16 protein-coding genes and 1 tRNA gene are annotated in these 24481 nt (G+C 57.7%); 5 read left to right on the top strand and 12 right to left on the bottom strand.

The genetic code is table 11. The features are described from left to right. Nucleotides 1-76 precede the first annotated feature (76 nt). On the top strand, nt 77-772 hold the full coding sequence (locus tag QN399_RS04215) for a hypothetical protein (RefSeq protein WP_323565834.1): 696 nt from the start codon (nt 77-79) through the stop codon (nt 770-772). A gap of 38 nt (nt 773-810) precedes the next feature. Here the strand turns inward: QN399_RS04215 and azu are convergent, their stop codons facing one another. After that, entirely contained in the window at nt 811-1257 is a 447-nt protein-coding gene (gene azu, locus QN399_RS04210; protein WP_322177588.1) for an azurin, read from the bottom strand. Between the two features lie 360 nt (nt 1258-1617). On the opposite strand from azu, the gene QN399_RS04205 reads away from it, so the two are divergent. Next, nucleotides 1618-2205, top strand: a complete 588-nt coding sequence (locus tag QN399_RS04205) for a TIGR00730 family Rossman fold protein (protein ID WP_330200594.1) — start codon at nt 1618-1620, stop codon at nt 2203-2205. Between the two features lie 108 nt (nt 2206-2313). After that, the gene (locus tag QN399_RS04200; RefSeq protein WP_219062446.1) at nt 2314-2499 is read left to right on the top strand and encodes a hypothetical protein; all 186 of its coding nucleotides are present in this window, start codon (nt 2314-2316) and stop codon (nt 2497-2499) included. 98 nt (nt 2500-2597) lie between these two features. On the opposite strand, the gene QN399_RS04195 is transcribed toward QN399_RS04200, so the two are convergent. From QN399_RS04195 to QN399_RS04185, 3 genes are all read right to left on the bottom strand, one after another. Next, nucleotides 2598-3500, bottom strand: a complete 903-nt coding sequence (locus QN399_RS04195) for a transglutaminase family protein (protein WP_322277968.1) — start codon at nt 3498-3500, stop codon at nt 2598-2600. Further along, nucleotides 3500-5995 (bottom strand): circularly permuted type 2 ATP-grasp protein, encoded by a 2496-nt coding sequence (locus QN399_RS04190; RefSeq protein WP_323569180.1) that lies wholly within the window; start codon nt 5993-5995, stop codon nt 3500-3502. The genes QN399_RS04195 and QN399_RS04190 overlap by 1 nt, the downstream gene beginning before the upstream one ends. A gap of 97 nt (nt 5996-6092) precedes the next feature. Next, complete coding sequence (locus tag QN399_RS04185) at nt 6093-9383, bottom strand: transglutaminase family protein (protein ID WP_323565836.1); 3291 nt, start codon at nt 9381-9383, stop codon at nt 6093-6095. 348 nt (nt 9384-9731) lie between these two features. Between QN399_RS04185 and QN399_RS04180 the strand changes: the two genes are divergently transcribed. Beyond that, a complete protein-coding gene (locus tag QN399_RS04180; protein WP_322177583.1) occupies nt 9732-14327 on the top strand; it encodes a hypothetical protein in 4596 nt (1531 codons plus the stop codon). 78 nt (nt 14328-14405) lie between these two features. Here the strand turns inward: QN399_RS04180 and QN399_RS04175 are convergent, their stop codons facing one another. The 8 genes from QN399_RS04175 to rnr all read right to left on the bottom strand — a co-directional run bounded on the left by QN399_RS04175 (nt 14406) and on the right by rnr (nt 24128). Continuing rightward, on the bottom strand, nt 14406-16715 hold the full coding sequence (locus QN399_RS04175) for a YgiQ family radical SAM protein (RefSeq protein ID WP_322177582.1): 2310 nt from the start codon (nt 16713-16715) through the stop codon (nt 14406-14408). A gap of 164 nt (nt 16716-16879) precedes the next feature. Further along, complete coding sequence (gene dnaB, locus QN399_RS04170) at nt 16880-18274, bottom strand: replicative DNA helicase (RefSeq protein ID WP_219062439.1); 1395 nt, start codon at nt 18272-18274, stop codon at nt 16880-16882. Between the two features lie 110 nt (nt 18275-18384). After that, complete coding sequence (gene rplI, locus QN399_RS04165; RefSeq protein WP_322177581.1) at nt 18385-18831, bottom strand: 50S ribosomal protein L9; 447 nt, start codon at nt 18829-18831, stop codon at nt 18385-18387. Nucleotides 18832-18850: 19 nt separating this feature from the next. Further along, nucleotides 18851-19747, bottom strand: a complete 897-nt coding sequence (locus tag QN399_RS04160) for a hypothetical protein (protein ID WP_219062437.1) — start codon at nt 19745-19747, stop codon at nt 18851-18853. 37 nt (nt 19748-19784) lie between these two features. Further along, nucleotides 19785-20015, bottom strand: coding sequence for a 30S ribosomal protein S18 (rpsR, locus tag QN399_RS04155; protein WP_002551829.1), 231 nt, complete (start codon nt 20013-20015; stop codon nt 19785-19787). Between the two features lie 28 nt (nt 20016-20043). Next, nucleotides 20044-20469 (bottom strand): 30S ribosomal protein S6, encoded by a 426-nt coding sequence (gene rpsF / locus QN399_RS04150; RefSeq protein WP_020293663.1) that lies wholly within the window; start codon nt 20467-20469, stop codon nt 20044-20046. A gap of 285 nt (nt 20470-20754) precedes the next feature. Further along, entirely contained in the window at nt 20755-21513 is a 759-nt protein-coding gene (gene rlmB / locus QN399_RS04145; RefSeq protein ID WP_322177580.1) for a 23S rRNA (guanosine(2251)-2'-O)-methyltransferase RlmB, read from the bottom strand. Then, nucleotides 21510-24128: a ribonuclease R gene (gene rnr, locus QN399_RS04140; RefSeq protein ID WP_330200593.1), complete on the bottom strand. Its 2619-nt coding sequence runs from the start codon at nt 24126-24128 to the stop codon at nt 21510-21512. Before rnr ends, rlmB begins: the two co-directional genes overlap by 4 nt. 223 nt (nt 24129-24351) lie before the next feature. Between rnr and QN399_RS04135 the strand changes: the two genes are divergently transcribed. Continuing rightward, nucleotides 24352-24438: transfer RNA gene (locus QN399_RS04135), tRNA-Leu, on the top strand. The last annotated feature ends 43 nt before the right edge of the window (nt 24439-24481 follow it).

Raw genomic sequence — 24481 nt, 5'->3', positions numbered from 1 at the left:
TTTCTGTTAACCCATTGAGTTGGCGCGATGCGTTAGGCAACCTGTTGTCAGACGTTTCGCGCAAGGACTCAGTTGGATGCTCAGTGCCTACAGGGCTTATCACCTTCAACGCCTTTCGATGATTCAGCGTGCCTGGTTTCTTCCACTGTTCGCTGGTCTCGGCGTCATCAGCTGGATCGCAATCGCCACCTGCGAGCCCCCCGCCAACGACAGCGGTTACCGCAGCAGCACCCACTTTATGTTGATTGGCGAAATGCCCGCGAACACCGCCCTGCGGGGAACGGCCCAATACGATCCGATGCCGGGCCAGCACGGCTGCCCTTATCACCACCCACAGTTACACCTGGACACTCGCCCAAGCGATTTACCGCAGACATTCAGCTTTGAAGTACCGCTGGCGTGGCACCTTCCAGACTGCACGCTGCAGTTAAGCGAAGTGGATTTCGTCACGGAGGGTTTTTATGGGGCCGGGTACGCGCAACGCAGCAGTACGACCAGCGGCGCAATCGCCGTGCGTGATGCGCTGCAAAAAGGTGTACCGGGGTTTCCCGAATCCGGGGAAAAGGAATATCGCGGGATATGCAGTTGGCAGACGTATACCCAGCCGGATGGGCAAAACCTGCAATCGCTCTTGACCTGCCATGCCGCGAATCGGCAGTGGACACTGATCGGCGATCAGCGCAGGCCGCGTCGCCCGGGAGGCGCCGTGAGCCGCAATGAGCTGGCGGGTAAAACCATTCGCATGACATTCAGGATGGCTGAAGCGTCATAGCCCGACGCGGGGCCGGGCCATGACACTGTGCGCAAGCGTTACTTCAGGACGATAGCGCCTTTCATCATGCTGATGTGGCCTGGGAACGTGCAGAAAAACGCATATTTTTCAGCGGCATTAAGCTTCGACACATCGAACGTCACCGAATCCTTTTCGCCAGCACCAATGACTTTGGTGTGCGCAATGACCCGGGCATCACCGTCTTTCAGGTAATTTTTGTCGATGCCTGCGCCGATACCGTCGGTAGCGACGGGTTGCGCGTCAGCTTCTTTGGCCAACACCCAGTTATGGCCCATGACAGTTTTTGCCAAGCTGCCGGAGTGGGTCAGATTAACAGTGAACGTTTTGCAGGTTTTGTCGACAGTGATTTCTTTAGTGCTGTAGGACATCTGGTCCGTGGAATCGATGTCGACCTTGCACTCTGCCGCCAACAGGTGGCCACTGACTAATGTCAGCAGGGATACAGCAACAAGTTTACGAAGCATGGTGAATCTCCAAGGCAGGGTAATTTTTTTGAAAAAACTGTCTGTTGGAAGACTGCCTGATCTGCGGTCAAGTTCCAATGACCTGCGTCAACGCAACGCATGTCACTGTCTACAGCTATCGACGTCATCGAAACAATCAACCAGCCAAGCGAGTAGCGACGCCCTAACATGGGGCCATCATCACTCACTGGAGCACACATCATGCACCTCAACAGCCTGTTTCGCAGCTTGTTTGCCGCTTATGCGTGCGGCGCCAGCGGTACCTATGAACACCATTACGAATAACCAGGACGCGACTGGCGCTTGGACTGAGGTGCCCGAGCCCTTACTCTGTGAGCATCGATGATCATGGAGCAGGCAATGTCTTTAACATCCGTATGTGTATTTTGCGGTGCCAGCGCCGGTACTAACCCGGTGTACCGCGAAGCTGCGATTGCGTTGGGCCGTACCTTGGCTGAACGCAAGTTGACTCTGGTCTACGGCGGCGGTGCCGTCGGCCTGATGGGGATCGTGGCCGATGCCGCCTTGGCGGCGGGCGGCGAAGTGATCGGGATCATCCCCGAAAGCCTGCAAAATGCTGAAATCGGCCACAAAGGCCTGACCCGACTCGAAGTCGTCGATGGCATGCACGCCCGCAAGGCGCGTATGGCAGAGCTGAGCGATGCTTTTATCGCTTTGCCGGGCGGTCTGGGTACGCTGGAAGAAATGTTCGAAGTCTGGACCTGGGGCCAGTTGGGCTATCACGCAAAGCCGCTGGGTCTGATGGACGTGAGCGGTTTCTACAGCAAACTGACCGACTTTCTCGACCACGTGGCCAGCGAAGGTTTTGTCCGCGAGCAGCACCGCGGCATGCTGCAGATCAGCGAGTCGCCGAGCGAACTGCTGGACGCCCTGGAGGCCTGGAAACCCTTGGCAGCCCCGAAGTGGGCAGACCAAAAGCCGACCTGACCAGCCGGTCAAATGCCTCGCAGAGACCGTTGAGCACACAACGCCGTGTGCCCGACCCGGTTCTCAGGCAGAATAGCGGCATTTCCCGCCTTATACAGAGGACCGCCCATGGCTAAACCTAACTATTCCTTCGCCAAACGTCAGAGAGATCTGGCAAAAGAGCAGAAGAAAGAGGAAAAGCTGCAGAAAAAGAATGCTGCCCTGACTGAAACCGGCGCAGAAGGCGAAACCGTTGAAGGCCAAGAGCCTGCCGACGACGCTGAGGCGACTCCAGAGCAAACGCCTGCCAGCTGAAACCGCGGGGCTTCGCCAATCGACGAAGCCCGTACGCCACGTCTGTCGCTCATGCGGCAGACCATGGCACCTCCCCCTTCAGAACGTATCCACCAAGGTCAATCGGCCTCGGCGCTGACCGGCATCACCGTCACCCGAACCTCCGGGTCATGACTGCCTCCCCCCAGAATCACCCCACGCAACGGCGATACATCGGAGAAATCCCGGCCCCAGGCCAGGCTGATGTGCTCCAACGCTGGCTGCACATTGTTGGTCGGATCAAAATCGACCCAACCCAACACCGGACAAAATACCGAAATCCAGGCATGCGACGCATCTGCGCCAATCATGCGTGGCTGGCCGGGCGGTGGCTGGGTGAGCAGATAACCGCTGACATAGCGTGCCGCAAGGCCGCGCGAACGCAGGCAGGCAAGCATCAAGTGGGCAAAGTCCTGACACACCCCGCGTCGATTTTCCAACACCTCGACCAGCGGCGTTGCCACCTGAGTGGCTTCACCGTCGAAGGTGAACTCACTGAAAATCTTCTCCATCAACGCCTGCACGCACAGCAATAACGGCTGATCGTGCGGAAAACAGCTTTCGGAGAAGTCGACGAAGGTTTGTTTCAAATGCACATACGGGGACTCGAAGCGGAACCGGCACGCTTCTAGAATCGCTGGTGACATCGGCCGCCCGCTGTAGGTCAACGCGCTGCGCGTGGCATCCCAATCGGCGGACAGGCTAAAGTCCAGCGACGGCCGGGCCAACACTTCGACCCGCAGTCGTGCGTTGACCTTCAATTCATCATGCGGCCTTTCGAACGCCAGGCGCGTGAGCGGATTGCCAAATACATCCAGCTCATCCCGTCGGCTAGTGGGCGTCGGGTTGATCAACAATTGCTGCTCGGTACAACGCTGCCAAGCACAAGGCCGTGGCCACAAATGCGCCAATTGCTGCGCCAGGGACACCGGGCTGTCGTATTCGTAATGAGTGTCGTGAAAAATCTGGTAATGAGCGCTCATCAGACGGACACCGTGCGCTGGCTGACATCATCGACGTGGGCAAAATGGCGCAAGGCCAATCGGTCCGACACTTGGCCGCTGGCCTCGCCGATGCTCTGCAGCAAATCGGCCAGACCATCGAGTACAGCGCGCACGCTGCCCTGGCCGAACAGCGAGTTCTCCAGGCTGCCAAGGTCGAAGGCCGACAGGCGTCTGATCAATAACGGCAAGCTGGTATCGCGAGGCGCGCCGAAGTCTTCGTTCAAACGGACCAGCGAACTCGACACCAGCTTCAACTGGAACAACACCGCGTGCGGGTTTTGCTCATCGAGCAACAGCAAGTCGAGCACCGGAATCAATTGCGGCACTGCCAGGTAACGCGAGCGGTAGGTGATGCTGCTATTGCCCAGCTCCAACAGCCACTCCAGGCCCGCGTCATCGTTTACCGCAGCATCGCGCAGAAACGCCGCCAGGCTGGTACTGAGAAACCGTAGCCGCTCGATACGTCGACCGATCATCAAAAAGCGCCAGCCTTCATCGCGGGTCATGTCGTCCAGAGCAAAGCCGGACAAGGCTGCCAGTGACATCACCAGACGGTTGAGGAAGTCCAGCAGTTCACCAAAGTCGGGATCGTCTGTTTCCAGGCTCATGGTTTCGCGCTGCAGTTCAACCAGCGCTTGCCAGTTTTCTCGCGACAGCTTGCCGCGCACTTGCGATGCCGCCCATTGCAGGCGTTGCAGGTTGGCCCGCAGGCTGAAGACCCCGTCTTCGCCCAACAGCCCCGCGAGCAAACGCTCATGCAGTTCGCCCCCCTCTTCCTCGTCCGGCAGCAAGTGCAGGCTCTCGCCCAGCTTTACCGCCGCTTGCAGGGCCAAAGGGTCGTCGCCATCGACATAACGCGCCAACATGATCCGCAACAACCGAGCGCTGTCATCGCAACGCTCGCAGTAGCGGCCGAACCAGAACAAATTCTCCACCACCCGCGATGGCAGATAAGGATCACGTCGAATCAGGTCACGCACACCGAGGGCACGCTGACCTTTCCACGGTTCGACACCATAGACACGCTCACCCAAGACCCAGGTGTCCTTGCTCGCTCCGCCACGCTGCATCGACACCACGTCGGCATCGGCCTCGGCAGCCACCCGGGTCAATCCACCCGGCAGCACCCGATAACCGTCGGCGCAGGCGACGGCATACACCCGCATGCCAATCGCCCGAGGTTGCAACTGATCGCCATCGGTTTGCCACACAGGTGCGTGGGACAGTTGCGCCAGCTCCTGCGCAACATACGCGTAAGGCCGGGCCTGCATCCGCTCCGCCAATGCCTGACGCTGCTCGGCATTCAAATCGCGGCCGAACACCGGCGTGAAACTTTGTGACGGGAACGCTGGTTTGATCAGCAGTTCAGGAAGTTTTTCCAGCGCCTGGGCCAGCACCGGAGGTTCGCCGCACCACCATGTCGCCACGGACGGAAGGATCAATTCTTCACCAAACAGGTGCTGATTGATTTTCGGCAGAAAGCCCAGTAAGCCAGGTGATTCCAGAACGCCGCTGCCCAAGGCGTTGGCGACCAGTACCCGCCCCTGGCGCACCGCTTCGAGCAAGCCGGGAACGCCCAGCGCAGAGTCGGTGCGCAACTCCAATGGATCGCAGAAGTCATCGTCGAGCCGACGCATGATCGCGTGAACCCGACGCAGGCCACTGAGCGTTTTCAGGTAAACCGTGGCGTCGCGCACCGTCAGATCGCCGCCTTCGACCAGCGGATAACCCAGTTGGCGAGCGAGATAAAGGTGTTCGAAGTAGCTTTCGTTGAAGCGGCCGGGGGTCAACAGGACCACCAGTGGCGCTTCGTTGTCGCTGGGCGCCTGGCGCACCAGCGTCTCTTGCAAGGCGCGGAAAAAGCCCGACAGGTGCTGCACCTGCAAGTCGCGGTACATGTCCGGGAACGCGCGCGAAACGATTTGCCGGTTTTCCAGCGCAAAACCGGCGCCCGAGGGCGCTTGGGTACGGTCGGCGGTTACCCACCAGCGGCCGTCGGGAGTGCGCGCCAAATCCACAGCGTACATGTGCAGGAACGTGCCTTCGGGCGGTTTCACGCCCTGACACGGCCACAGAAAATTGTTATGCCCGAACACCAACTCCGCCGGCAGCAAGCCGTCGGCGATCAACTGCTGAGGACCGTACAGGTCGGCCAGTACCGCATTGAGCAATCGCGCCCGCTGAGCGATGCCCGCAGCGACGTGCTGCCATTCCTGAGCCGGTATTAGGTGTGGCAGTAGATCGAGTTCCCAAGGCCGGTCTGCGCCTTTTGGATCGGCATAGACGTTGTAGGTCACCCCGTTTTCCTGAATCTGCCGAGTCAGCAACGCCTGACGCTGCATCAACTGCGCGGGCGTGCTGCGTTGCAGATGCTCATACAGGCGCTGCCAATGCGGACGAACAGCGCCACTGGCATCGAGCATCTCGTGATAAGTACCCGCAGTCAGCGGATAACGGTCAAGCAGGTCAGGCATGAAAGTCTCGGCAGACAACAAAAGACATCGAATGAGTACAGAAAAATGTCACGCGCTCAGGCAAACCCTGCGCGTGGCATCTCCCTCAATGGGCTTGCTAGTGGCGGCGCATATCCAGCGTCATCGGCAGTTCATCATTAATGCTCAACAACGGCACTTGCAGCTTGCCGGGGCTATGGCCAATACGGAAGAAACGCGACAGACGACGGCTTTCTGCCTCATTGGCATTCACCGGCAACGTCTCGTAATTGCGCCCCCCAGGATGCGCGACATGATACTCGCAACCCCCCAGCGAACGCTGCATCCACGTGTCGAGCAGGTCGAACACCAACGGCGCGTGCACCGGGATGGTCGGCTGCAAACAATTGGAGGGCTGCCACGCACGATAACGCACGCCCGCAACGAACTCGCCGACCCGTCCTGTCGGCTGCAGCGGCACCGCGATGCCATTGCAGGTCAGCATGTAACGCTGCGGCGGCAAGCCATTGACCTTGACCTGCAAGCGCTCCAGCGACGAGTCGACATAGCGCACCGCGCCTCCCGCAGCCCCTTCTTCACCCAGCACATGCCAAGGCTCCAGTGCCTGACGCACTTCCAGTTCGATGCCGCTGACCGCGTAATCGCCGACTTTCGGGAAACGGAACTCCAGATGCGCGGCAAACCATTCGGCACGCACTGGATAACCGGCGGCATTCAGCTCGACAATGACATCGGCAAAATCCTGCTCGATAAAGTGCGGCAGCATGAAGCGGTCGTGCAGCTCGGTGCCCCAACGCGCCAACTTGGCGGGCGCATACGGCTCACGCCAGAAACGCGCGACCAATGCACGCAGCAACAGCTGCTGGGCCAGGCTCATGCGGGCATGGGGAGGCATTTCAAATGCGCGCAGTTCCAGCAGGCCCAAACGCCCCGTCGCACCATCAGGCGAGTAGAGTTTGTCGACACAGAACTCAGCGCGGTGCGTGTTGCCGGTGACATCGATCAACAGGTTTCGCAGCAACCGGTCCACCCGCCACGGCGCACATTCTTCGCCCGGTTCCGGCATTTGCGCGAAGGCAATCTCCAGTTCGTACAGCGAATCGTTGCGCGCCTCATCGACACGCGGCGCTTGTGAGGTCGGGCCGATAAACAAGCCGGAAAACAGATACGACAATGAGGGATGGTTGTGCCAATAGCTGAGCAAACTGCGCAGCAAATCCGGACGCCGTAGAAAGGGTGAGTCCGCAGGGGTCGCGCCGCCGAGGACGAAATGGTTGCCACCGCCGGTACCGGTGTGGCGACCATCGATCATGAATTTCTCGGTGGTCAGACGTGTCAGCCGCGCCTGTTCATAGAGAAATTCGGTGCGTTCAACCAACTCATCCCAACTGGCAGAGGGCTGCACATTGACTTCGATGACACCCGGATCAGGGGTGATCCGGAAATTCGACAACCGTGGATCGCTGGGCGGCTCATACCCTTCGAGCAATACCGGGCAGTGCAGTTCCTCGGCAGTGGCTTCGATGGCAGCGACCAGTTCGAGGTAGTCCTCGAGTTTCTCCAGCGGCGGCATGAACAGGTACAACCGCCCTTCTCGCGCTTCGGCGCACAACGCGGTACGCGTCAGCCAATCGGCCGACTCATCGATCTTGGGCTCGCGCTCGGCGCCTGGGTTTGCGTGCTCGGTCAAGCCGCAGAGCTGCGTCTGCAACTGCTCGCTGGCAGGCAGTTCAGCAAACGCCTGATTGTGGTCAGTCGGATGAATGAATGGGTATTCCGCCGCCTTGACCCACGGTTGCGACGCCAGCGGCAGTCGATAACCGAGTGCCGAATCCCCCGGCACCAGCCGGCAATGATTGTCGCGCAGAAACCAGCGACCGCTCTGCCACAGGTCGCCCGCCGCATTGCGCGCCAGGGGCAGAACTTGCCCGATGACCTTGTCCAGCCCTTGGGCGAACACTTTGCGCAGGCGATCACGCTCCAGCGGGTCAGCCAGACGCGAATCCTCGGCCCCGACGTTCAGCGGCAACGCACCTTCGCGCCACAGGTAATAGAAATTATCTTCATAGGCCGGGAATACAAAGCGCGCGGGCAGTTTCAGGCGCTCTGCAACGCTGGCAAGGAAACGTCCGGCCAACGTGCCATCGGCACCGTAGTCTTCGGTTTCATCTGCGACCAAGGCGTTGTTACGCCATACCGGCTGCCCATCGCGACGCCAGAAACAGTTCAGAGACCAGCGCGGCAATTGCTCGCCGGGGTACCACTTGCCCTGCCCAAAGTGCACGAGGCCCTTTGGCGCGTAATGCTTACGCATGCGCTGGAACAACTCGGCAGACAACCGACGTTTTTCTGGGCCGAGGGCGGCGGTGTTCCACTCATCGCCATCACGGTCATCAATCGATACAAACGTCGGTTCGCCGCCCATGGTCAGGCGCACGTCATCACGGGTCAGGTCACTGTCGATCTTGTGCCCAAGGGCCTGGATCGCCAGCCACTGTTCTTCGCTGTAGGGCTTGGTGACGCGGGGCGCTTCCCAGATGCGCTCGACCGACATTTCATGAGTGAACTCGGTTTCACAGGGCTCGACCAGGCCACTGATCGGCGCCGCAGAAGACGGCTCCGGGCTGCAAGCCAATGGAATATGGCCTTCGCCCGCGAACAGACCGGACGTTGCATCAAGTCCGACCCAGCCAGCACCGGGCAGATACACCTCGCACCACGCGTGCAAATCGGTGAAATCGACATCGGTGCCGGACGGCCCGTCGAGCGCTTCGACATCCGCCTTGAGCTGGATCAGGTAGCCCGACACGAAACGCGCAGCCATGCCCAAGTGACGCAGCAACTGCACCAGCAACCAGGCCGAATCGCGGCATGAGCCGGAAGCGTTTTCCAGGGTGAATTCCGGCGTCTGCACGCCAGGCTCCATACGAATCAGGTAATCGATGTCCTGGCTCAAGCGCTGGTTCAGCGCCACCAGAAAATCGATGGCAGGCAATGGCGTGCGATCAATGCTCGCCAGATAAGCCGAAAACTTCGGGGTCAGCGGCAATTTTTCAAGGTACGGCGCCAGCTCTCGCTGTTCATCGCTGGCGTAGGTAAAGGGGATTTTTTCCGCGTACGGCTCAAGAAAGAAGTCGAACGGGTTGAACACCGCCATCTCGGCGACCAGATCAACCTCTACGCGTAACTCGTTGGTCTTTTCGGGGAAGACCAGGCGGGCCAGATAGTTACCTTGAGGGTCCTGCTGCCAGTTGACGAAGTGCTGCTCAGGCTGGACTTTCAAGGCATAAGACAAAATGCGTGTACGGCTATGCGCCGCCGGACGGAGTCGAACGATCTGCGGACCCAACTCGACCGCGCGGTCGTAGCGGTAATGCGTGACATGGTGCAAGGCGATATGAATCGACACGGCGTGCCTCCTGCGAGCCTGGACGGTAATGGAACCGCGCAAGACTTATGCCATCCGGGCAAATACGGCGGTTCCTCGGTACAGCAGCAGCGTTGGGCACCATTAAAGCGCCATGTCTGACCTGCGGTGCAAGCGTTGCACACAAACAGTGCTTGCGCCCAAAAAACCTGCGCCCTGAACGGTTTCCTTCAGAAAGTCCCTCTGCGGCCCAGCGCCTGGTGAATCCCACACACACAATAACTATGTAAAGCAGGCTTCCTGGCGCTCCCGGCTTAGATGGTCCACCCATTGATCATGGGCGGGCACGAACAAGACTCCCCCAGCGAGGGCATAGATCGAGTCGTGGAAATGACATCTTTAGAGACAACCTCAATAGAAATGCTCAACGCCAACATTGAAACCTCATTAGCAGCACCGACCAAACACACACCTTTCACTCATTGGGGCCGCCCTGAATTGGGTGACTTCGCACTGTTGCTGGACGTGCTTACTGCGAAAAAAACTGCCAGCGATTTCAACTTCGAAATACCCCGTCTTCAACCCACTCCCGGCACGCCCTTTCACAAGGACTATGCCGCGGCAGTCGACACGTTGAATGCCTTCGCGGCCACCCGTACATTTATCGACGTCTGTGCGGCTCAAAAAATAGGGTCACTCACCGAGGTCAGTATTACCAGGACCCAGGGGCTGCGCGGATATGATGCTGAACGAACAGATCACGATCTGACCCTGATCATCAGGGCATCGGACGAACTCAGGGACGCCCTGAAAGCACTGTTTGATACCGCAGATCAACTGGGTGGAGCACTGTACGGCGACGGTACGGTACAACCCTTTCAACTGCTGAAACGCTATGGTTTGACGCCGCCAACAAATCAGGTCGAGAGTCGGGTTTGCATTGATGCGCTGCAAGCCACCCAAGAAGCAGTACTTCGAATCATCACCCGTGAAACGGTAGATATCGGCGAGAACATCGACGGCGCACTCGTCATCGAGACGCTCAAACACTTCATGTCAGGCAGTGCTGCGCCTTGGGTGGATCAACTCGGCGGGACCTTTCTGAGGTCGTCGCTGATCGCCGACATTCGCGCCTATCCAATGACCACGTTTGCAAAGATCGTGGAGTCTGCCGAAGGACAACGTCTTGCCCATAGCCTGCTAGTTGCCCTGGGCTGGTATGGAGCCCACGCACACCAGAGGACATCACCGGCCATCGTTGCGAAACTGGTACATCACGCGCTCGCGCGGGCGTTGGACCCTGCCTCAAACCTGCTGGGCTATGAATTTGAAAGCCCAGAAAACGCGGGGAAAAGTTACAGCGCCCTGCGTGACGACATTGAAAAGCACTACCAGCAGCACGGCATAGCGGCCTATGACAAAACGGCAGTGCTGGTCAGTTTCTTGCTGAGAGCGCATTACCCGGTCGACTTCCAGATTGAAGGTTCGCCCCCCGAACTCGGGTACCGATGGAGTTCGGCGTGGGTGCATTTTCAACACGGCATCAACCTTGCCCACGCCATTGAACCCGGCTCGGCGCTGACGATGAATTACCAGCAGCTCTCAACCTATGCATCGACCTTGCTCGGCACGGCGACACCCGAACAAGAGTTATTGATTTCGGCAACACTTACACCGCCAGCCATACAGTGGGCCACTGCGCACACAGTGATCCAGCCCACGGAAGACGGAGGCTATTCAACGGAACAGCGCAACACGGCAATGGCGCAGTTTACCGACCACGAAGAAACGCTAGAGAACGCCATACAACAGCTTAAACAACCTGCCCCCCAACGCCTGGATATGACACGAAAAACACTGGCCGAATGGAACTTGCCTCCAGAGACTGAATTCATCAGTTTTCCGGAGACAGACCTGGACATGACCCTACAGGCCAACAGACGCCGTTATTCAGTCGACTACAGAAACTTCTACCCTAACGGACCCGCGAGTTATTCGGCTCTGGACCTGCTGGCCTCTGGTCGATTAAAGGGGGATAACCCTGCGTGGATCCCGCCCTATCTCTATGAGCTTGGCGCCTTCCACCCGCAGTTTTTAAGATACAAAGGCCTTCCTGACATACCCACCGCATTCGAGGCCGACTTCGGGTCATGGCTGAAAAGCACAAAGGCTGCCTATGAACACATCATCATGGCGCTCATCAGCGATCTTCCCAAGCAAGAACGCGACGCCATTGAACAAGGCCATGTTCAGTTATATGGATTGCGTAAACCTACCGCCAACATTGCGCTGGACGATGATGATCGCAATTTCCTGCCACTGATGGCGCGGTATGGATTCATCATCCACGCCACCCATGAAGGCCGAGAAAACGTTCATGAAGTGTTGCCTTATGCAGGGTTTATCCGTCGCAGGGATGACCTCGCTCTTGCGCCGATATCCAATGCAATCAAGCTCCGCAACAGCGCCTTTATGCGTCGTGGGACGCTGCTGCCATTCGACCTGAACGCACACGCCACAGGGGCTGCGCCGCTGTTAAACACCACTTCTACCGCGGTTGTTCACTTTCTCCACGGGTATCTTCCTGCCCAGCACACAACAGCGCTGGCGGAGACCTGGCGACCGTTGCGAGCGGCGCAGATAGGCCGTGACGTGGCCCAAGGTTATCTTTTCGAAAGCGAAAGTAAACTGCGCGAAGCGGCCAGGGGAGTCACCCTGTTCGACGGCTCGGTCGATGCGGTGGCGTTTCTGAAAGACTACGTCATCCCTATATGGGGTCCACTGGAAGATCTTGTTTCGGGCATCAAGTCGGGCGACCTTCGCACTATCATCATGGCCACGATCGGACTTGCTTTTGATGTGCTTTCTCTAATAGCGCCGCTGGCAAAAGTCGGCAGCCTCACGTTTCGCTTCGTGCGCAATGCCGCGACATTTGGCCTCAGAGCCAACCTGCCCCGCCTGGCGCCTCTTGCCGGCAACTACCTTGTCACCGCAGTGACGGCAATTAACCCGTTAGACGGAGTTTTCACCCTGTTCACCTCCGGCACGCACGTCGTCCTGAAACTGAATCATGCAGGCACGCGCTTACTTCGGGTTGGCGTCAAACAGTTGAGGGATCGGCTGACGACAGTCCGTCATGGCAATAAGGGTTTACGTCTGGTCACCGACGAACAACAAGCCGCCTGGACATTATCAGACAGCCGCTATCGCGTGCGAAAGGTCAATCAGCATCAAAACGTGCTGACTTATCATGACCTTCGTTCATCGGCAAAAGGTTCGACACCTTATCTTGTCGACCCCATGACACGTCAGCCCTATGGCGCGCCATTGATGCGTATCAACGACCAAGGCAGCCTCAGTCGCCATGTGCCCACAGACATCGCACTCAATGATCAGAATGGCGGCTGGACGCTTTTGGACACGACACCGAACCTTACTAAACATTGGACGCGCTGGGGGGATGATCTCTTTCTGGAAGCTGGCGGCATTACGTATAAAAAGATAACCCGCGAGAACGGGCAGTCTGTATTGAAGCGGGCACGGGCTTTAAACAAAGCAGATGAATTGGACCCGCTCTTGAAAGTGCCTTGCCGACTTAAAAGATCACCGGACGACCTTATTAAGTGTGCCGCGAACAGGTTCATTAATGCAGGACACAGTAACGTTGACGCGGCCCGGACACAGGGGGTCGATGCCGTGCCCTGGTTTACAGATAGGCGCGTGACCGCCGCCGATACGGGCACACTGGTTCATCAACGCAGTGTCCATGAAATAAAAAACGGCCGACTCATTAAACAACCAGCAACCACGCTACTTCTGCCTAAAAACTACAAGCAGAAAATTACGGCAAACGTTACGGGGGGAAACGATATTTTCAAACAGATCGAGATTAAAGAGGGTCTGGTGGAGGGTATAAAAGATACCCGTATCATTTCGGCTGTTGTCGCAAAACGAACAGTCGGCGGCGCGAGAGTCATCGTTACCCAGGCGGACGAGGGCATTTATTACTCTGGAAATTTTTTTGACGACCGGTCGCTGGCCTTAACCAGAATACAGGTGAACATTAATAACGTGGACTCGGCAACCCGCCTCAAAGATGAACACTATCTTATCTATATTTATAATGGCTCTTATGATGCGAACAGGTACATAAAAGAACTTAGCCCCGCCGTCATCGACGCCGACCTGAACGCGATCAGGCGGGACATCGTTGCGGGAAGGGAAACCTACATCAGCACATTTGTAGGGGGGCCTTTCGACATGGGTACTACGCCTCAGCAGGCGGCACTCTTTTGCAAATATACTCAAGACCGCGCTGTTGTGGCTGCTCGTGTTAACAGGCCCTCATGGACGTCGCTCGACCTGAACACTCCGCTGACAGCGAGAGCGGGGATTGCCACTGAACTGAACAGGCTGCACGTGTCAGAGACAACATTTACCGCAGACAACATTACACAGCGGGCAACGACACAACGCCTGACCCCTGAAAACAAAAACTTCGCGTACGTAAAAATCAAATCAAAAGATTCAGACAGCCAACCGACGAAAGTCTATTACAGCCTGTCAGGCTTAAAAAAGCCTCGTCTTGATTTTCCACTGACAAAACAGGTCGACAAAGGCGATGACTCCACGCTGAAAAACTGGAACATCACCAAGGCAGGCATCGCGGTGTCGCCGGACAAAACGCATTACATCAATGCTCAGCGAACTAAAAACCCGGTCGGCACGCGTAAAGCGGACCCTCACGAGGCCCTCTTCCTTCCCGACCTGACCGCTAACGCGTCAGGAAATCACAGGATGATGGACAGCGAGCACATGATATTGAACGCACTAAACGCCGATAAAATTGACTTTACCAAGGTGGAATCGATAGAGGTTTTTTCAACCTATCCGACCTGCCAGTCCTGCACTGCGGGGCTCATGGCACTTAAATCGAAAGTGCCTGATGGGGAGTTCACGGTGTTCGAAGGAGGCCGGCTACCTTGACCGAAGACGTTAAACACGCCTGACGGCCTGACCACAACGCTCGCCTGAGGCTGGCGTTGTGGTGCATGGGCTCGCTGCTTAGCGTGGAACCACTGGCTTGCGCACGGGCCGCTGGCTCTTGCCGCCCTTGGCGGCCTCAATGCGCTCTTTGGCCGCCTGCTTGTTGCGGGCAAACGCCGCTGCTTTAGCCTCTTCGCGCTTGTCCCACGGGTTGCCGCCATCGCTTGCACGAGGTGGAAGACCCGTGTGCTGGGTCTGAATCAGCGTGCTCTTCGTGGTCTTGGCAACCTTATGGCTGCCAGCCGGCGTCGAGTTCTTGCGACGGGCGCTTTCATAGCTATCCGTCGCGGGTTGATGCAGCGGGATAAGCTGATTCTTGCCCGGCCCGATCAGGTCGGAGCGGCCCATGCGTATGAGGGCTTCACGCAGCATCGGCCAGCCTTTCGGGTCGTGGTAGCGCAGGAATGCCTTGTGCAGCCGGCGTTGCTCTTCGCTTTTAACGATAGTGACCGAGTCGCTCTTGTAGGTCACTTTGCGCAACGGGTTCTTGCCCGAGTGATACATAGCGGTGGCGGTGGCCATCGGCGACGGGTAGAACGCCTGCACCTGATCGGCGCGGAAACCGTTGCCCTTGAGCCACAGCGCCAGGTTCATCATGTCTTCATCGGTGGTGCCTGGGTGGGCTGCGATGAAGTACGGGATCAGGTACTGCTCTTTACCGGCTTCTTTCGAATACTTCTCGAACATGCGCTTGAACTTGTCATAGCTGCCAATGCCCGGTTTCATCATCTGGTTGAGCGGACCTTCCTCGGTGTGTTCCGGGGCGATCTTCAGGTAACCACCGACGTGGTGGGTCACCAGTTCTTTGACGTATTCCGGCGACTCGACAGCCAGGTCGTAACGCAGGCCGGAGGCGATCAGGATTTTCTTCACGCCGGGCAATGCCCGGGCGCTGCGGTACAGCTGAATCAGCGCCGAGTGGTCGGTGTTCAGATTCGGGCAAATGCCAGGGAACACGCAGGACGGTTTACGGCAGGCGGATTCGATCTCGGTGCTCTTGCAGGCGATGCGATACATGTTCGCGGTCGGGCCGCCGAGGTCAGAGATCACGCCAGTAAAACCCGGAACCTTGTCACGAATTTCTTCGATCTCGCGAATGATCGACTCTTCGGAACGGTTCTGAATGATCCGCCCTTCGTGCTCGGTGATCGAGCAGAAGGTACAGCCGCCGAAGCAGCCACGCATAATGTTCACCGAGAAACGGATCATGTCGTAGGCCGGGATTTTCTCCTTGCCATACACCGGGTGCGGAACACGCGCATAGGGCATGCCAAACACGTAGTCCATTTCTTCGGTGGTCATCGGAATCGGTGGCGGGTTGAACCAGACGTCCACTTCGCCGTGCTTCTGTACCAGTGCGCGGGCGTTGCCCGGGTTGGTTTCCAGGTGCAACACGCGGTTGGCGTGGGCATAGAGCACGGCGTCAGCGCGGACTTTTTCCATGGACGGCAGACGAATGACTGTCTTATCGCGAGTCATCCGAGGGCTGGCCAACAACTGCACGACCTTGGCTTCTTGCGGATCGTCCACCGGACCTTTTTCCTGCTCGATGGCGCAGGCCTGGGTGTCCTGGGTGTTGACGTACGGGTTGATGATCTTGTCGACCTTGCCCGGACGGTCAATACGCGTGGAATCAACTTCGTACCAGCCTTGCGGCGTGTCGCGACGAATGAATGCGGTGCCGCGCACGTCGGTGATGTCTTCGATCTTGTGACCGTAGGACAGACGCTGGGCGACTTCGACAATGGCCCGCTCCGCGTTGCCGTACAGCAGGATATCGGCGCAGGCGTCTATGAGGATCGAGTTACGAACCCGGTCTTGCCAATAATCGTAGTGGGCAATGCGGCGCAACGAGGCTTCGATACCGCCCAATACAATCGGCACATGCTTGTAGGCTTCTTTGCAGCGCTGGCTGTACACCAGGCTGGCACGGTCTGGACGCTTACCGGCCATACCGCCAGGCGTATACGCGTCATCGGAGCGCACTTTTTTGTCGGCGGTGTAGCGGTTGATCATCGAGTCCATGTTGCCGGCAGCGACACCGAAGAACAGATTTGGCTCACCGAGCTTCATGAAGTCGTCTTTGGACTGCCAGTTCGGCTGGGCAATGATCCCGACGCGGAAGCCCTGGGACTCCAGCAGCCGGCCGATGATTGCCATGCCAAACGACGGATGGTCAACGTACGCATCCCCGGTAACGATGATGATGTCGCAGGAATCCCAACCCAGCTGATCCATTTCTTCCCGGCACATGGGCAGGAAAGGCGCTGGTCCGAAACATTCGGCCCAGTACTTGGGATAGTCAAATAACGGCTTGGCTGCTTGCATGACGATGACCGGCGTTGGTGTTCAGGGAGGCGATTTTTATCGACAAAATCGCGGTCGCGGAATATAGCACAAAAAATAACCAATTCCGACCGCAATGGTCGGAAAAGGGTGTGCAGGCTGAAATCCCCTGCAGGCGCTGACGTGCCTGCAAGGTCGCCAGCGAATCACTCGTCGTCGAAGTTGTAACTGCCCGGCGCGAGGTTCTCGAAACGGGTGTATTTGCCGATGAACGCCAGCCGCGTTGTACCGATGGGACCGTTACGCTGCTTGCCGATGATGATCTCGGCGATGCCTTTATGCTCGGTTTCCGGGTGGTACACCTCGTCCCGGTAAACGAACATGATGACGTCAGCATCCTGCTCGATCGCTCCGGATTCACGCAAGTCGGAGTTGATCGGGCGCTTGTTAGGGCGCTGCTCAAGGGAACGGTTGAGCTGGGACAAGGCGACCACTGGGCAGGCGAATTCTTTGGCCAGGGATTTCAACGAGCGAGAAATCTCGGAAATCTCGTTGGTACGGTTGTCACCGCTGGAACCCGGGATCTGCATCAGTTGCAGGTAGTCGATCATGATCAGGCCGACTTCGCCGTGTTCACGCACCACGCGGCGAGTACGCGCGCGCATCTCTGAAGGGCTGATGCCAGCGGTGTCATCGATGAATAGTTTGCGGTCGTTGAGCAGATTGACCGCCGAGGTCAGGCGTGGCCAATCGTCGTCCTCCAGGCGCCCGGCGCGAACTTTGGACTGGTCGATACGACCCAGCGACGACAGCATACGCATGATCAGCGATTCGCCTGGCATCTCCAGCGAATAGACCAGAACTACCTTATCGCTGCGCAGAACCGCGTTCTCTACCAGGTTCATGGCGAACGTGGTTTTACCCATCGACGGACGACCCGCAACGATGATCAAGTCAGACGGTTGCAGGCCGCTGGTTTTCTCGTCGAGGTCGGTATAACCGGTAGACAGGCCAGTAATCGCGTTATCGGTGTTGAACAACGTGTCGATGCGGTCGATAGCTTTGGTCAGCAGGTCATTGACGCTGACCGGGCCGCCACTTTTTGGACGTGCTTCGGCAATCTGGAAGATCTGCCGCTCGGCCTCGTCGAGAATCTCGGCGGCGCTGCGACCTTCAGGGTTGAACGCACTGTCGGCGATTTCGGCACTGATGCCGATCAACTGACGCAAGGTCGCCCGCTCACGCACGATCTGCGCGTAAGCCTTGATGTTGGCGACCGACGGAATGTTTTTCGCCAGCTCACTGAGGTAGCCCAGGCCGCCGACCTGCGAGGTCTGACCTTCCTTGTCCAGTTGCTCGGCAAGGGTGACCACGTCAATCGGACTGTTTTGATCAGCCAGTTTGGCGATAGCACGAAAAATCAGGCGGTGGTCATGTCGATAGAAATCGCCGTCCGATACTTGATCGAGCACGCGCTCCCAGGCGTTGTTATCCAGCATCAGGCCACCGAGCACAGCCTGTTCGGCCTCGATGGAGTGCGGCGGCACCTTGAGGGCAGCGGTTTGCAGATCGTATTGCTCGGGCGCGGAAATATCGTTCATGGCCACACGGAATCAGGGGGAACAAAAAGACAAAAGGCACGACCTGTGAACAGGATCGTGCCCGATGTTAACCGTCTGACGAGCAAGTCGCCAGACGATTGAGTGTTGCTTTAAGCGGCTACAACAATAACGCGTACAGTGGCTTCTACGTCGCTGTGCAGGTGCACGGCTACGTCGAATTCGCCAACGTTACGGATAGTGCCGTTCGGCAGACGAACTTCGCTTTTTGCAACTTCAACGCCAGAGGCGGTCAGTGCATCAGCGATGTCGTGGGTGCCGATCGAACCGAACAGCTTGCCTTCGTCACCGGCGGTGGCAGTGATAGTCACTTCCAGCTCAGCCAGTTGGGCAGCACGAGTTTCAGCAGAAGCTTTTTTGTCTGCAGCCAGTTTTTCCAGGTCAGCACGACGCTCTTCGAACGCAGCCACGTTGGCAGCGGTCGCAGCGGTAGCTTTACCGTACGGCAGCAGGAAGTTACGACCGTAACCGGCCTTAACATTCACTTTGTCGCCCAGGTTGCCCAGGTTGGCGACTTTTTCCAGAAGGATCAGTTGCATGTGAAAATCCTCTTAACTTTTAACCTTCACCGTTCGCAGACCCGTTATCGACGTCTTTCGACGCGAAACGACCGCGAAAATCAATCAGGCTGTCGACGATGGCTAACACCACCAGCAACGGATAGATCAGCTGCATAAACAGCAACAGCGTTACGTACAACCCCACCAACCAGAACCTGCCAAGGTGCTTTTCAGCCACCAGGCCATGTATCAAGGCCAGCCCTGCAAACACCAGCGGTACGCTGCACAACGGTGTCAACATCGCCATCTGCGGACCGAAATTCGGCCCCAGAAGCATGCACACCAGCAGCACCAACGCCGGTACCCGCGGGAGTCTTATGCTGCGAAATTCGCGGCCAAAACCACCCGGGTTGTACAACAACGCTTGCCAGTAACGCCCAAGAATCAGGCTCAACACACTGACGATCTGCAACAAAGCCGCTATAAGGCCATTAAGGACCGGTGCAATCAGTGCCCCTAGACGCGCTCGCTCTTCTACCGATAACTGCTGGTAGAGACCATCGAGGACTTGCGGCAGGAGTTTTTGCAACTCCAGCGCCATCGCGTCGATGGGTTCGCGGAAAACCGCTCCCAGGATTACTGCATACAACAGACCCAATGCCACGCTGACCAGCAGCACGCGGACCCAAGACTCGCTGGCACGTAACAACGCTGCCAACCCTAGCGAACCCAACAACACCATAAGCGTGCGGGGTTCACCGAAATACCACCAGACCAATGCCGGCAGCAGAGCCCAGGCGAGGATGCCAACGGCATCACTCAAACCGCGCCGCAGAAGCACAAGGCAACCCGCGGCAGCACTCAACCAGAACAACAGCGGCAACGCCGCACATCCGACCACTACGAGAGTGGCCTGCACGCGGCCGCGCATGATGAAATTAGCCATGGCGCGCATGCGTTCTATCCCTTACTACTTTGTCGACTGCCTGGTCTCAGCGGCCGTGGCTGTCGGTGTAGGCCAGCAGGGCCAGGAAGCGGGCACGCTTGATAGCGGTGGCCAGCTGACGCTGATAACGTGCTTTTGTACCAGTGATACGGCTTGGAACGATTTTGCCGGTCTCGGATACGTAGGCTTTCAGAGTGTTGAGATCTTTGTAATCGATCTCTTTCACGTCTTCAGCGGTGAAGCGGCAGAATTTACGACGACGGAAGAAACGTGCCATGTAATTGGCTCCTCAAAAGGTCCGTGGATTACTCGTCAGCGTTATCGCTGGCGTCGCTGTTGTCGCCGTCATCGCCATCGGCGCTGTCGGAGTGCTCAGGACGGTCACGACGCTCACGGCGCTCACTGCGGTTTTCTTCAGCCTTGAGCATCTCGGACTGGCCAGTAACGGCTTCGTCGCGACGGATGACCAGGTTACGGATCACGGCATCGTTGTAACGGAAGTTGTCTTCCAGTTCAGCCAAAGCTTTACCGGTGCATTCAACGTTCAGCATCACGTAGTGAGCCTTGTGAACATTGTTGATTGCATAGGCCAGTTGACGACGGCCCCAATCTTCCAGACGGTGGATTTTGCCGCCGTCTTCTTCGATCAGCTTGGTATAACGCTCAACCATGCCGCCGACTTGCTCGCTTTGATCCGGGTGGACCAAAAAGATGATTTCGTAATGACGCATGAATGCTCCTTACGGGTTGTAGCCTGCCGCTAACTAAAAAGCGGTCAGACAAGGAGTGAATGACACTGTTTGTCTTGCTCAGGGACAGGCACATGAGCGCCTGCCATGACAGCAAGGGGCGCAATTGTAGAGAAGGGCTTGGTGGGGCGCAAGGCAATTGGTGATTATTTGAGCAATGAGTACTACTCAATACTTGTAGGAGCGCGCTTGCCCGCGATAGCAACGACGCGGTCTGCCTGACACACAGCGTTATCGTTCCATCGCGGACAAGCGCGCCTACAAGGGTTACTTCTTCGCGGCTGCCTTGACGCTGCGCTGACGCAACGCTTCGAACAGACACACGCCCGTCGCCACAGAGACGTTCAGGCTGCTGACGCTGCCGGCCATCGGCAGGCGCACCAAGTAATCGCAATGATCGCGAGTCAAGCGACGCATGCCCTTGCCTTCGGCGCCCATGATCAGAATCGTCGGGCCGGTCAGGTCTTGCTGATACAGCTCAACCTCAGCCTCACCCGCCGTACCCACGACCCAAAGGCCGCGCTGCTGAAGCTTCTCAAGGGTGCGGGCTAGGTTGGTGACCGCCACCAACGGGATGACTTCCGCCGCGCCGCAGGCCACTTTCCGGACCGTCGGCGTCAATGTCGCCGATTTGTCCTTTGGCACCACAACCGCGAGCGCACCAGCCGCATCGGCAGTGCGCAGGCACGCGCCGAGGTTATGCGGATCGGTCACACCATCGAGCACGAGAATCAGTGGCGCGCCTTCGGTACGGTCGAGCAACTCATCAAGCATGGCTTCACCCCACACCTGACTCGGGCTGACCTCGGCAACCACACCTTGGTGCACGCCTTCGACCCAGACGTCCATTTCGCGACGCTCGGCCTGACCCACAGACACACGATTTTCGTTAGCCAGTTGGATCAACACCTGAACCCGCGGATCGTTGCGGTTTTCAGCCAGCCAGACTTGCTTGACGCGTTTCGGGTGGTGACGCAACAACGCTTCTACAGCATGCAAACCGTAGATTTTTTCCAACTGACTCATGACTTGGCCTTAGGTTTACGCACCCCACCGCTTTTCGCAGCAGAGGCCGAGCCCGCTTTTGGCGGGCCTTTACGGTGTTTGCTCGGTTTGGCTGGCTTGGCCGACGAATCGGAATCCACTCTACTGGACTTTCCCGACGCCGCCTTTCCACCACCTTTCGCTTCTGCCAGCAAGGCTTGCTTCAGCTCACGGCTTTTGCGCACTTCCGCGTTTTTTGCGACGGCATCGCTTGGGCGATAGGCTTCAGTCACTGGCGCAGCCTTGGTCGAAGCGCCACGGCGCCCCGCCTTGGCTGGCGCAGCTGCTTTTTCCGGCGCAGCCGGCTCAGCGCCACGACGCTTGCGACCAATCGGCGCACTGATGGTTTTTTCAGCCATCTCGAAGTCGATCTTGCGCTCGTCGAGATCGACGCGCATGACCCGCACTTCAACAGTGTCGCCCAGACGGAAGCTGCGACCGGTGCGCTCGCCCGCCAAGCGGTGATGCACTGGATCAAAGTGGTAGTAATCGCCCGGCAAGGCAGTGACGTGCACCAAGCCTTCGACATAGATGTCGGTCAACTCAACGAACAGACCAAAACCGGTAACCGCCGTGATCACGCCCGGGAACGACTCGCCCACGCGGTCTTTCATGAACTCGCACTTGAGCCAGTTGACCACGTCACGCGTAGCCTCGTCGGCACGGCGCTCGCTCATGGAACACTGTTCGCCCAACTGCTCCAGAATCGCCTCATCGTATGGATAGATGCGCGCTTTCGGGATGGTCATGGCACCCGCACGGCGAACGTGCGGGGTGTCTTGCTTGGAATGGATCACGCTGCGGATAGCCCGGTGCGTGAGCAAATCCGGATAGCGACGAATCGGCGAAGTGAAGTGCGTATACGCCTCGTAATTCAGGCCAAAGTGACCCTGGTTATCCGCGCTGTACACCGCCTGACTCAACGAACGCAGCATCACGGTCTGGATCAGATGGAAATCCGGACGGTCCTTGATGCTTGCCAGCAGCGCCTGGTAATCCTTCGGCGACGGACCGTCTTTGCCCTTGTGCAGCGACAGACCCAGCTCGCCGAGGAAGGCCCGGAGTTTTTCCAGACGCTCTGGCGGCGGACCATCGTGCACACGGTACAAGGCTGGAATTTCGTGCTTTTTCAGGAATTCAGCCGTGGCCACGTTGGCCGCCAGCATGCATTCCTCGATCAGCTTGTGCGCATCGTTGCGCGTGGTCGGCCGGATTTCGGCGATTTTGCGCTCAGTACCGAAGATGATCCGGGTTTCCTGAGTTTCAAAATCAATCGCGCCACGGGTATGACGAGCACTCAGCAGCACTTTGTACAGCGCATAAAGCTGCTTCAGGTGCGGCACGACGCCAGCGTATTCGCCACGCAATTCCTTGGCTTCAGCCGTTTTTGGCTGCTCCAGGATCGAGCTGACCTTGTTGTAGGTCAGGCGGGCATGGGAGTGAATGACTGCCTCGTAGAACTGGTAATCAGTCATCTCGCCGGATTTGGACAGGGTCATTTCACAGACCATGGCCAAGCGATCGACGTGCGGATTCAGCGAGCACAAGCCGTTGGACAACTGCTCGGGCAACATCGGAATCACGCGCTCGGGGAAGTACACCGAGTTGCCACGCACTTGCGATTCAGCGTCCAGCGCCGAACCGATTTTGACGTAACTCGATACGTCGGCGATGGCGACGTACAACTTCCAGCCACCGGAAAACAGACGCAGCTTGCCGGGCTTGGCTTCGCAGAAAACCGCATCGTCGAAGTCGCGAGCATCTTCGCCATCGATGGTCACGAACGGCAGATGACGCAGATCGACGCGGTGTTCCTTGTCTTTCTCCTCCACTTCCGGCTTGAGCTTGGCAGCTTCCTTGAGCACCGCTTCAGGCCAGACGTGCGGAATATCGTAGGTGCGCAGGGCAATGTCGATTTCCATGCCGGGCGCCATGTAATTGCCCACGACTTCGACCACATCGCCTTGCGGCTGGAAGCGCGGCGTCGGCCAGTGAGTAATCTTCACCTCGACGAACTGACCGATCTTGGCGCTGGAGTTGCGGCCAGGGGTAATCAGGACTTCCTGCTGGATCTTCGGATTGTCGGGCACGACAAAACCGATGCCGCTCTCTTCGAAGTAGCGACCCACGATGGTTTCGTGCGCACGGGAGATCACTTCGACGATCACGCCTTCGCGACGACCCCGACGATCAAGACCGGAAACCCGCGCCAAAGCACGATCGCCGTCGAACACCAGACGCATTTGCGCAGGGCTCATGAACAGGTCATCGGTGCCGTCATCAGGGATGAGGAAGCCGAAACCGTCACGGTGGCCGGTAATCCGCCCCAGGATCAGGTCGAGCTTGTCCACGGGGGCATAGGTGCCCCGGCGGGTGTATATCAACTGAGCATCGCGCTCCATTGCGCGCAAGCGGCGACGCAGGGCTTCGAACTGGTCTTCAGTTGTCAGACCAAACTCTTCCACCAATTGCTCGCGACTCGCCGGAGACCCTCGATCGGCAAGGTGCTGCAAAATCAGCTCACGGCTGGGGATAGGGTTTTCGTATTTTTCCGCTTCACGAGCGGCCTCGGGATCGAGGGACTGCCAATCGGCCATTAGAATGAGTTCACCTTATCTATATATATTTAGTTTGGCATATACCGGATTGAAACGCGAAGACACCATTTGCTATCTCCGTTCGCTATTTCAAAAATATTTTTCACAACGGGGGTTTACAGGTACTAAGCTCCTCCGTATGATGCGCCCCACAACGACGGCAAACGTTGTTGTAGTTGAAAGTAAACAATAGCTTAACAGCTGCTGCTGAACCCAACGAACTGCCCAGATGGTGAAATTGGTAGACACGCCAGCTTCAGGTGCTGGTGACCGCAAGGTCGTGGAAGTTCGAGTCTTCTTCTGGGCACCAATTCAAACAAAACCGAGCCCCGTGCTCGGTTTTGTGTTTTCTG

This window comes from Pseudomonas sp. 10C3 (genome assembly GCF_036346185.1).
Taxonomy (GTDB): Bacteria; Pseudomonadota; Gammaproteobacteria; order Pseudomonadales; family Pseudomonadaceae; genus Aquipseudomonas.
The sequence above is the reverse complement of the archived record's forward strand: the minus strand, read 5'-3'. Positions and strand labels throughout refer to the sequence as shown.

What these genes read in the sequence shown, in the direction of transcription:
- rpsF (WP_020293663.1), bottom strand. Translation starts at nt 20,469, where the DNA reads ATGCGTCATTACGAAATCATCTTTTTGGTCCACCCGGATCAAAGCGAG.
- QN399_RS04200 (WP_219062446.1), top strand. Translation starts at nt 2,314, where the DNA reads ATGGCTAAACCTAACTATTCCTTCGCCAAACGTCAGAGAGATCTGGCA.
- azu (WP_322177588.1), bottom strand. Translation starts at nt 1,257, where the DNA reads ATGCTTCGTAAACTTGTTGCTGTATCCCTGCTGACATTAGTCAGTGGC.
- rlmB (WP_322177580.1), bottom strand. Translation starts at nt 21,513, where the DNA reads ATGAGTCAGTTGGAAAAAATCTACGGTTTGCATGCTGTAGAAGCGTTG.
- QN399_RS04205 (WP_330200594.1), top strand. Translation starts at nt 1,618, where the DNA reads ATGTCTTTAACATCCGTATGTGTATTTTGCGGTGCCAGCGCCGGTACT.
- QN399_RS04160 (WP_219062437.1), bottom strand. Translation starts at nt 19,747, where the DNA reads ATGCGCGCCATGGCTAATTTCATCATGCGCGGCCGCGTGCAGGCCACT.
- QN399_RS04190 (WP_323569180.1), bottom strand. Translation starts at nt 5,995, where the DNA reads ATGCCTGACCTGCTTGACCGTTATCCGCTGACTGCGGGTACTTATCAC.
- QN399_RS04195 (WP_322277968.1), bottom strand. Translation starts at nt 3,500, where the DNA reads ATGAGCGCTCATTACCAGATTTTTCACGACACTCATTACGAATACGAC.
- QN399_RS04180 (WP_322177583.1), top strand. Translation starts at nt 9,732, where the DNA reads ATGACATCTTTAGAGACAACCTCAATAGAAATGCTCAACGCCAACATT.
- QN399_RS04175 (WP_322177582.1), bottom strand. Translation starts at nt 16,715, where the DNA reads ATGCAAGCAGCCAAGCCGTTATTTGACTATCCCAAGTACTGGGCCGAA.
- rpsR (WP_002551829.1), bottom strand. Translation starts at nt 20,015, where the DNA reads ATGGCACGTTTCTTCCGTCGTCGTAAATTCTGCCGCTTCACCGCTGAA.
- QN399_RS04215 (WP_323565834.1), top strand. Translation starts at nt 77, where the DNA reads ATGCTCAGTGCCTACAGGGCTTATCACCTTCAACGCCTTTCGATGATT.
- dnaB (WP_219062439.1), bottom strand. Translation starts at nt 18,274, where the DNA reads ATGAACGATATTTCCGCGCCCGAGCAATACGATCTGCAAACCGCTGCC.
- rnr (WP_330200593.1), bottom strand. Translation starts at nt 24,128, where the DNA reads ATGGCCGATTGGCAGTCCCTCGATCCCGAGGCCGCTCGTGAAGCGGAA.
- rplI (WP_322177581.1), bottom strand. Translation starts at nt 18,831, where the DNA reads ATGCAACTGATCCTTCTGGAAAAAGTCGCCAACCTGGGCAACCTGGGC.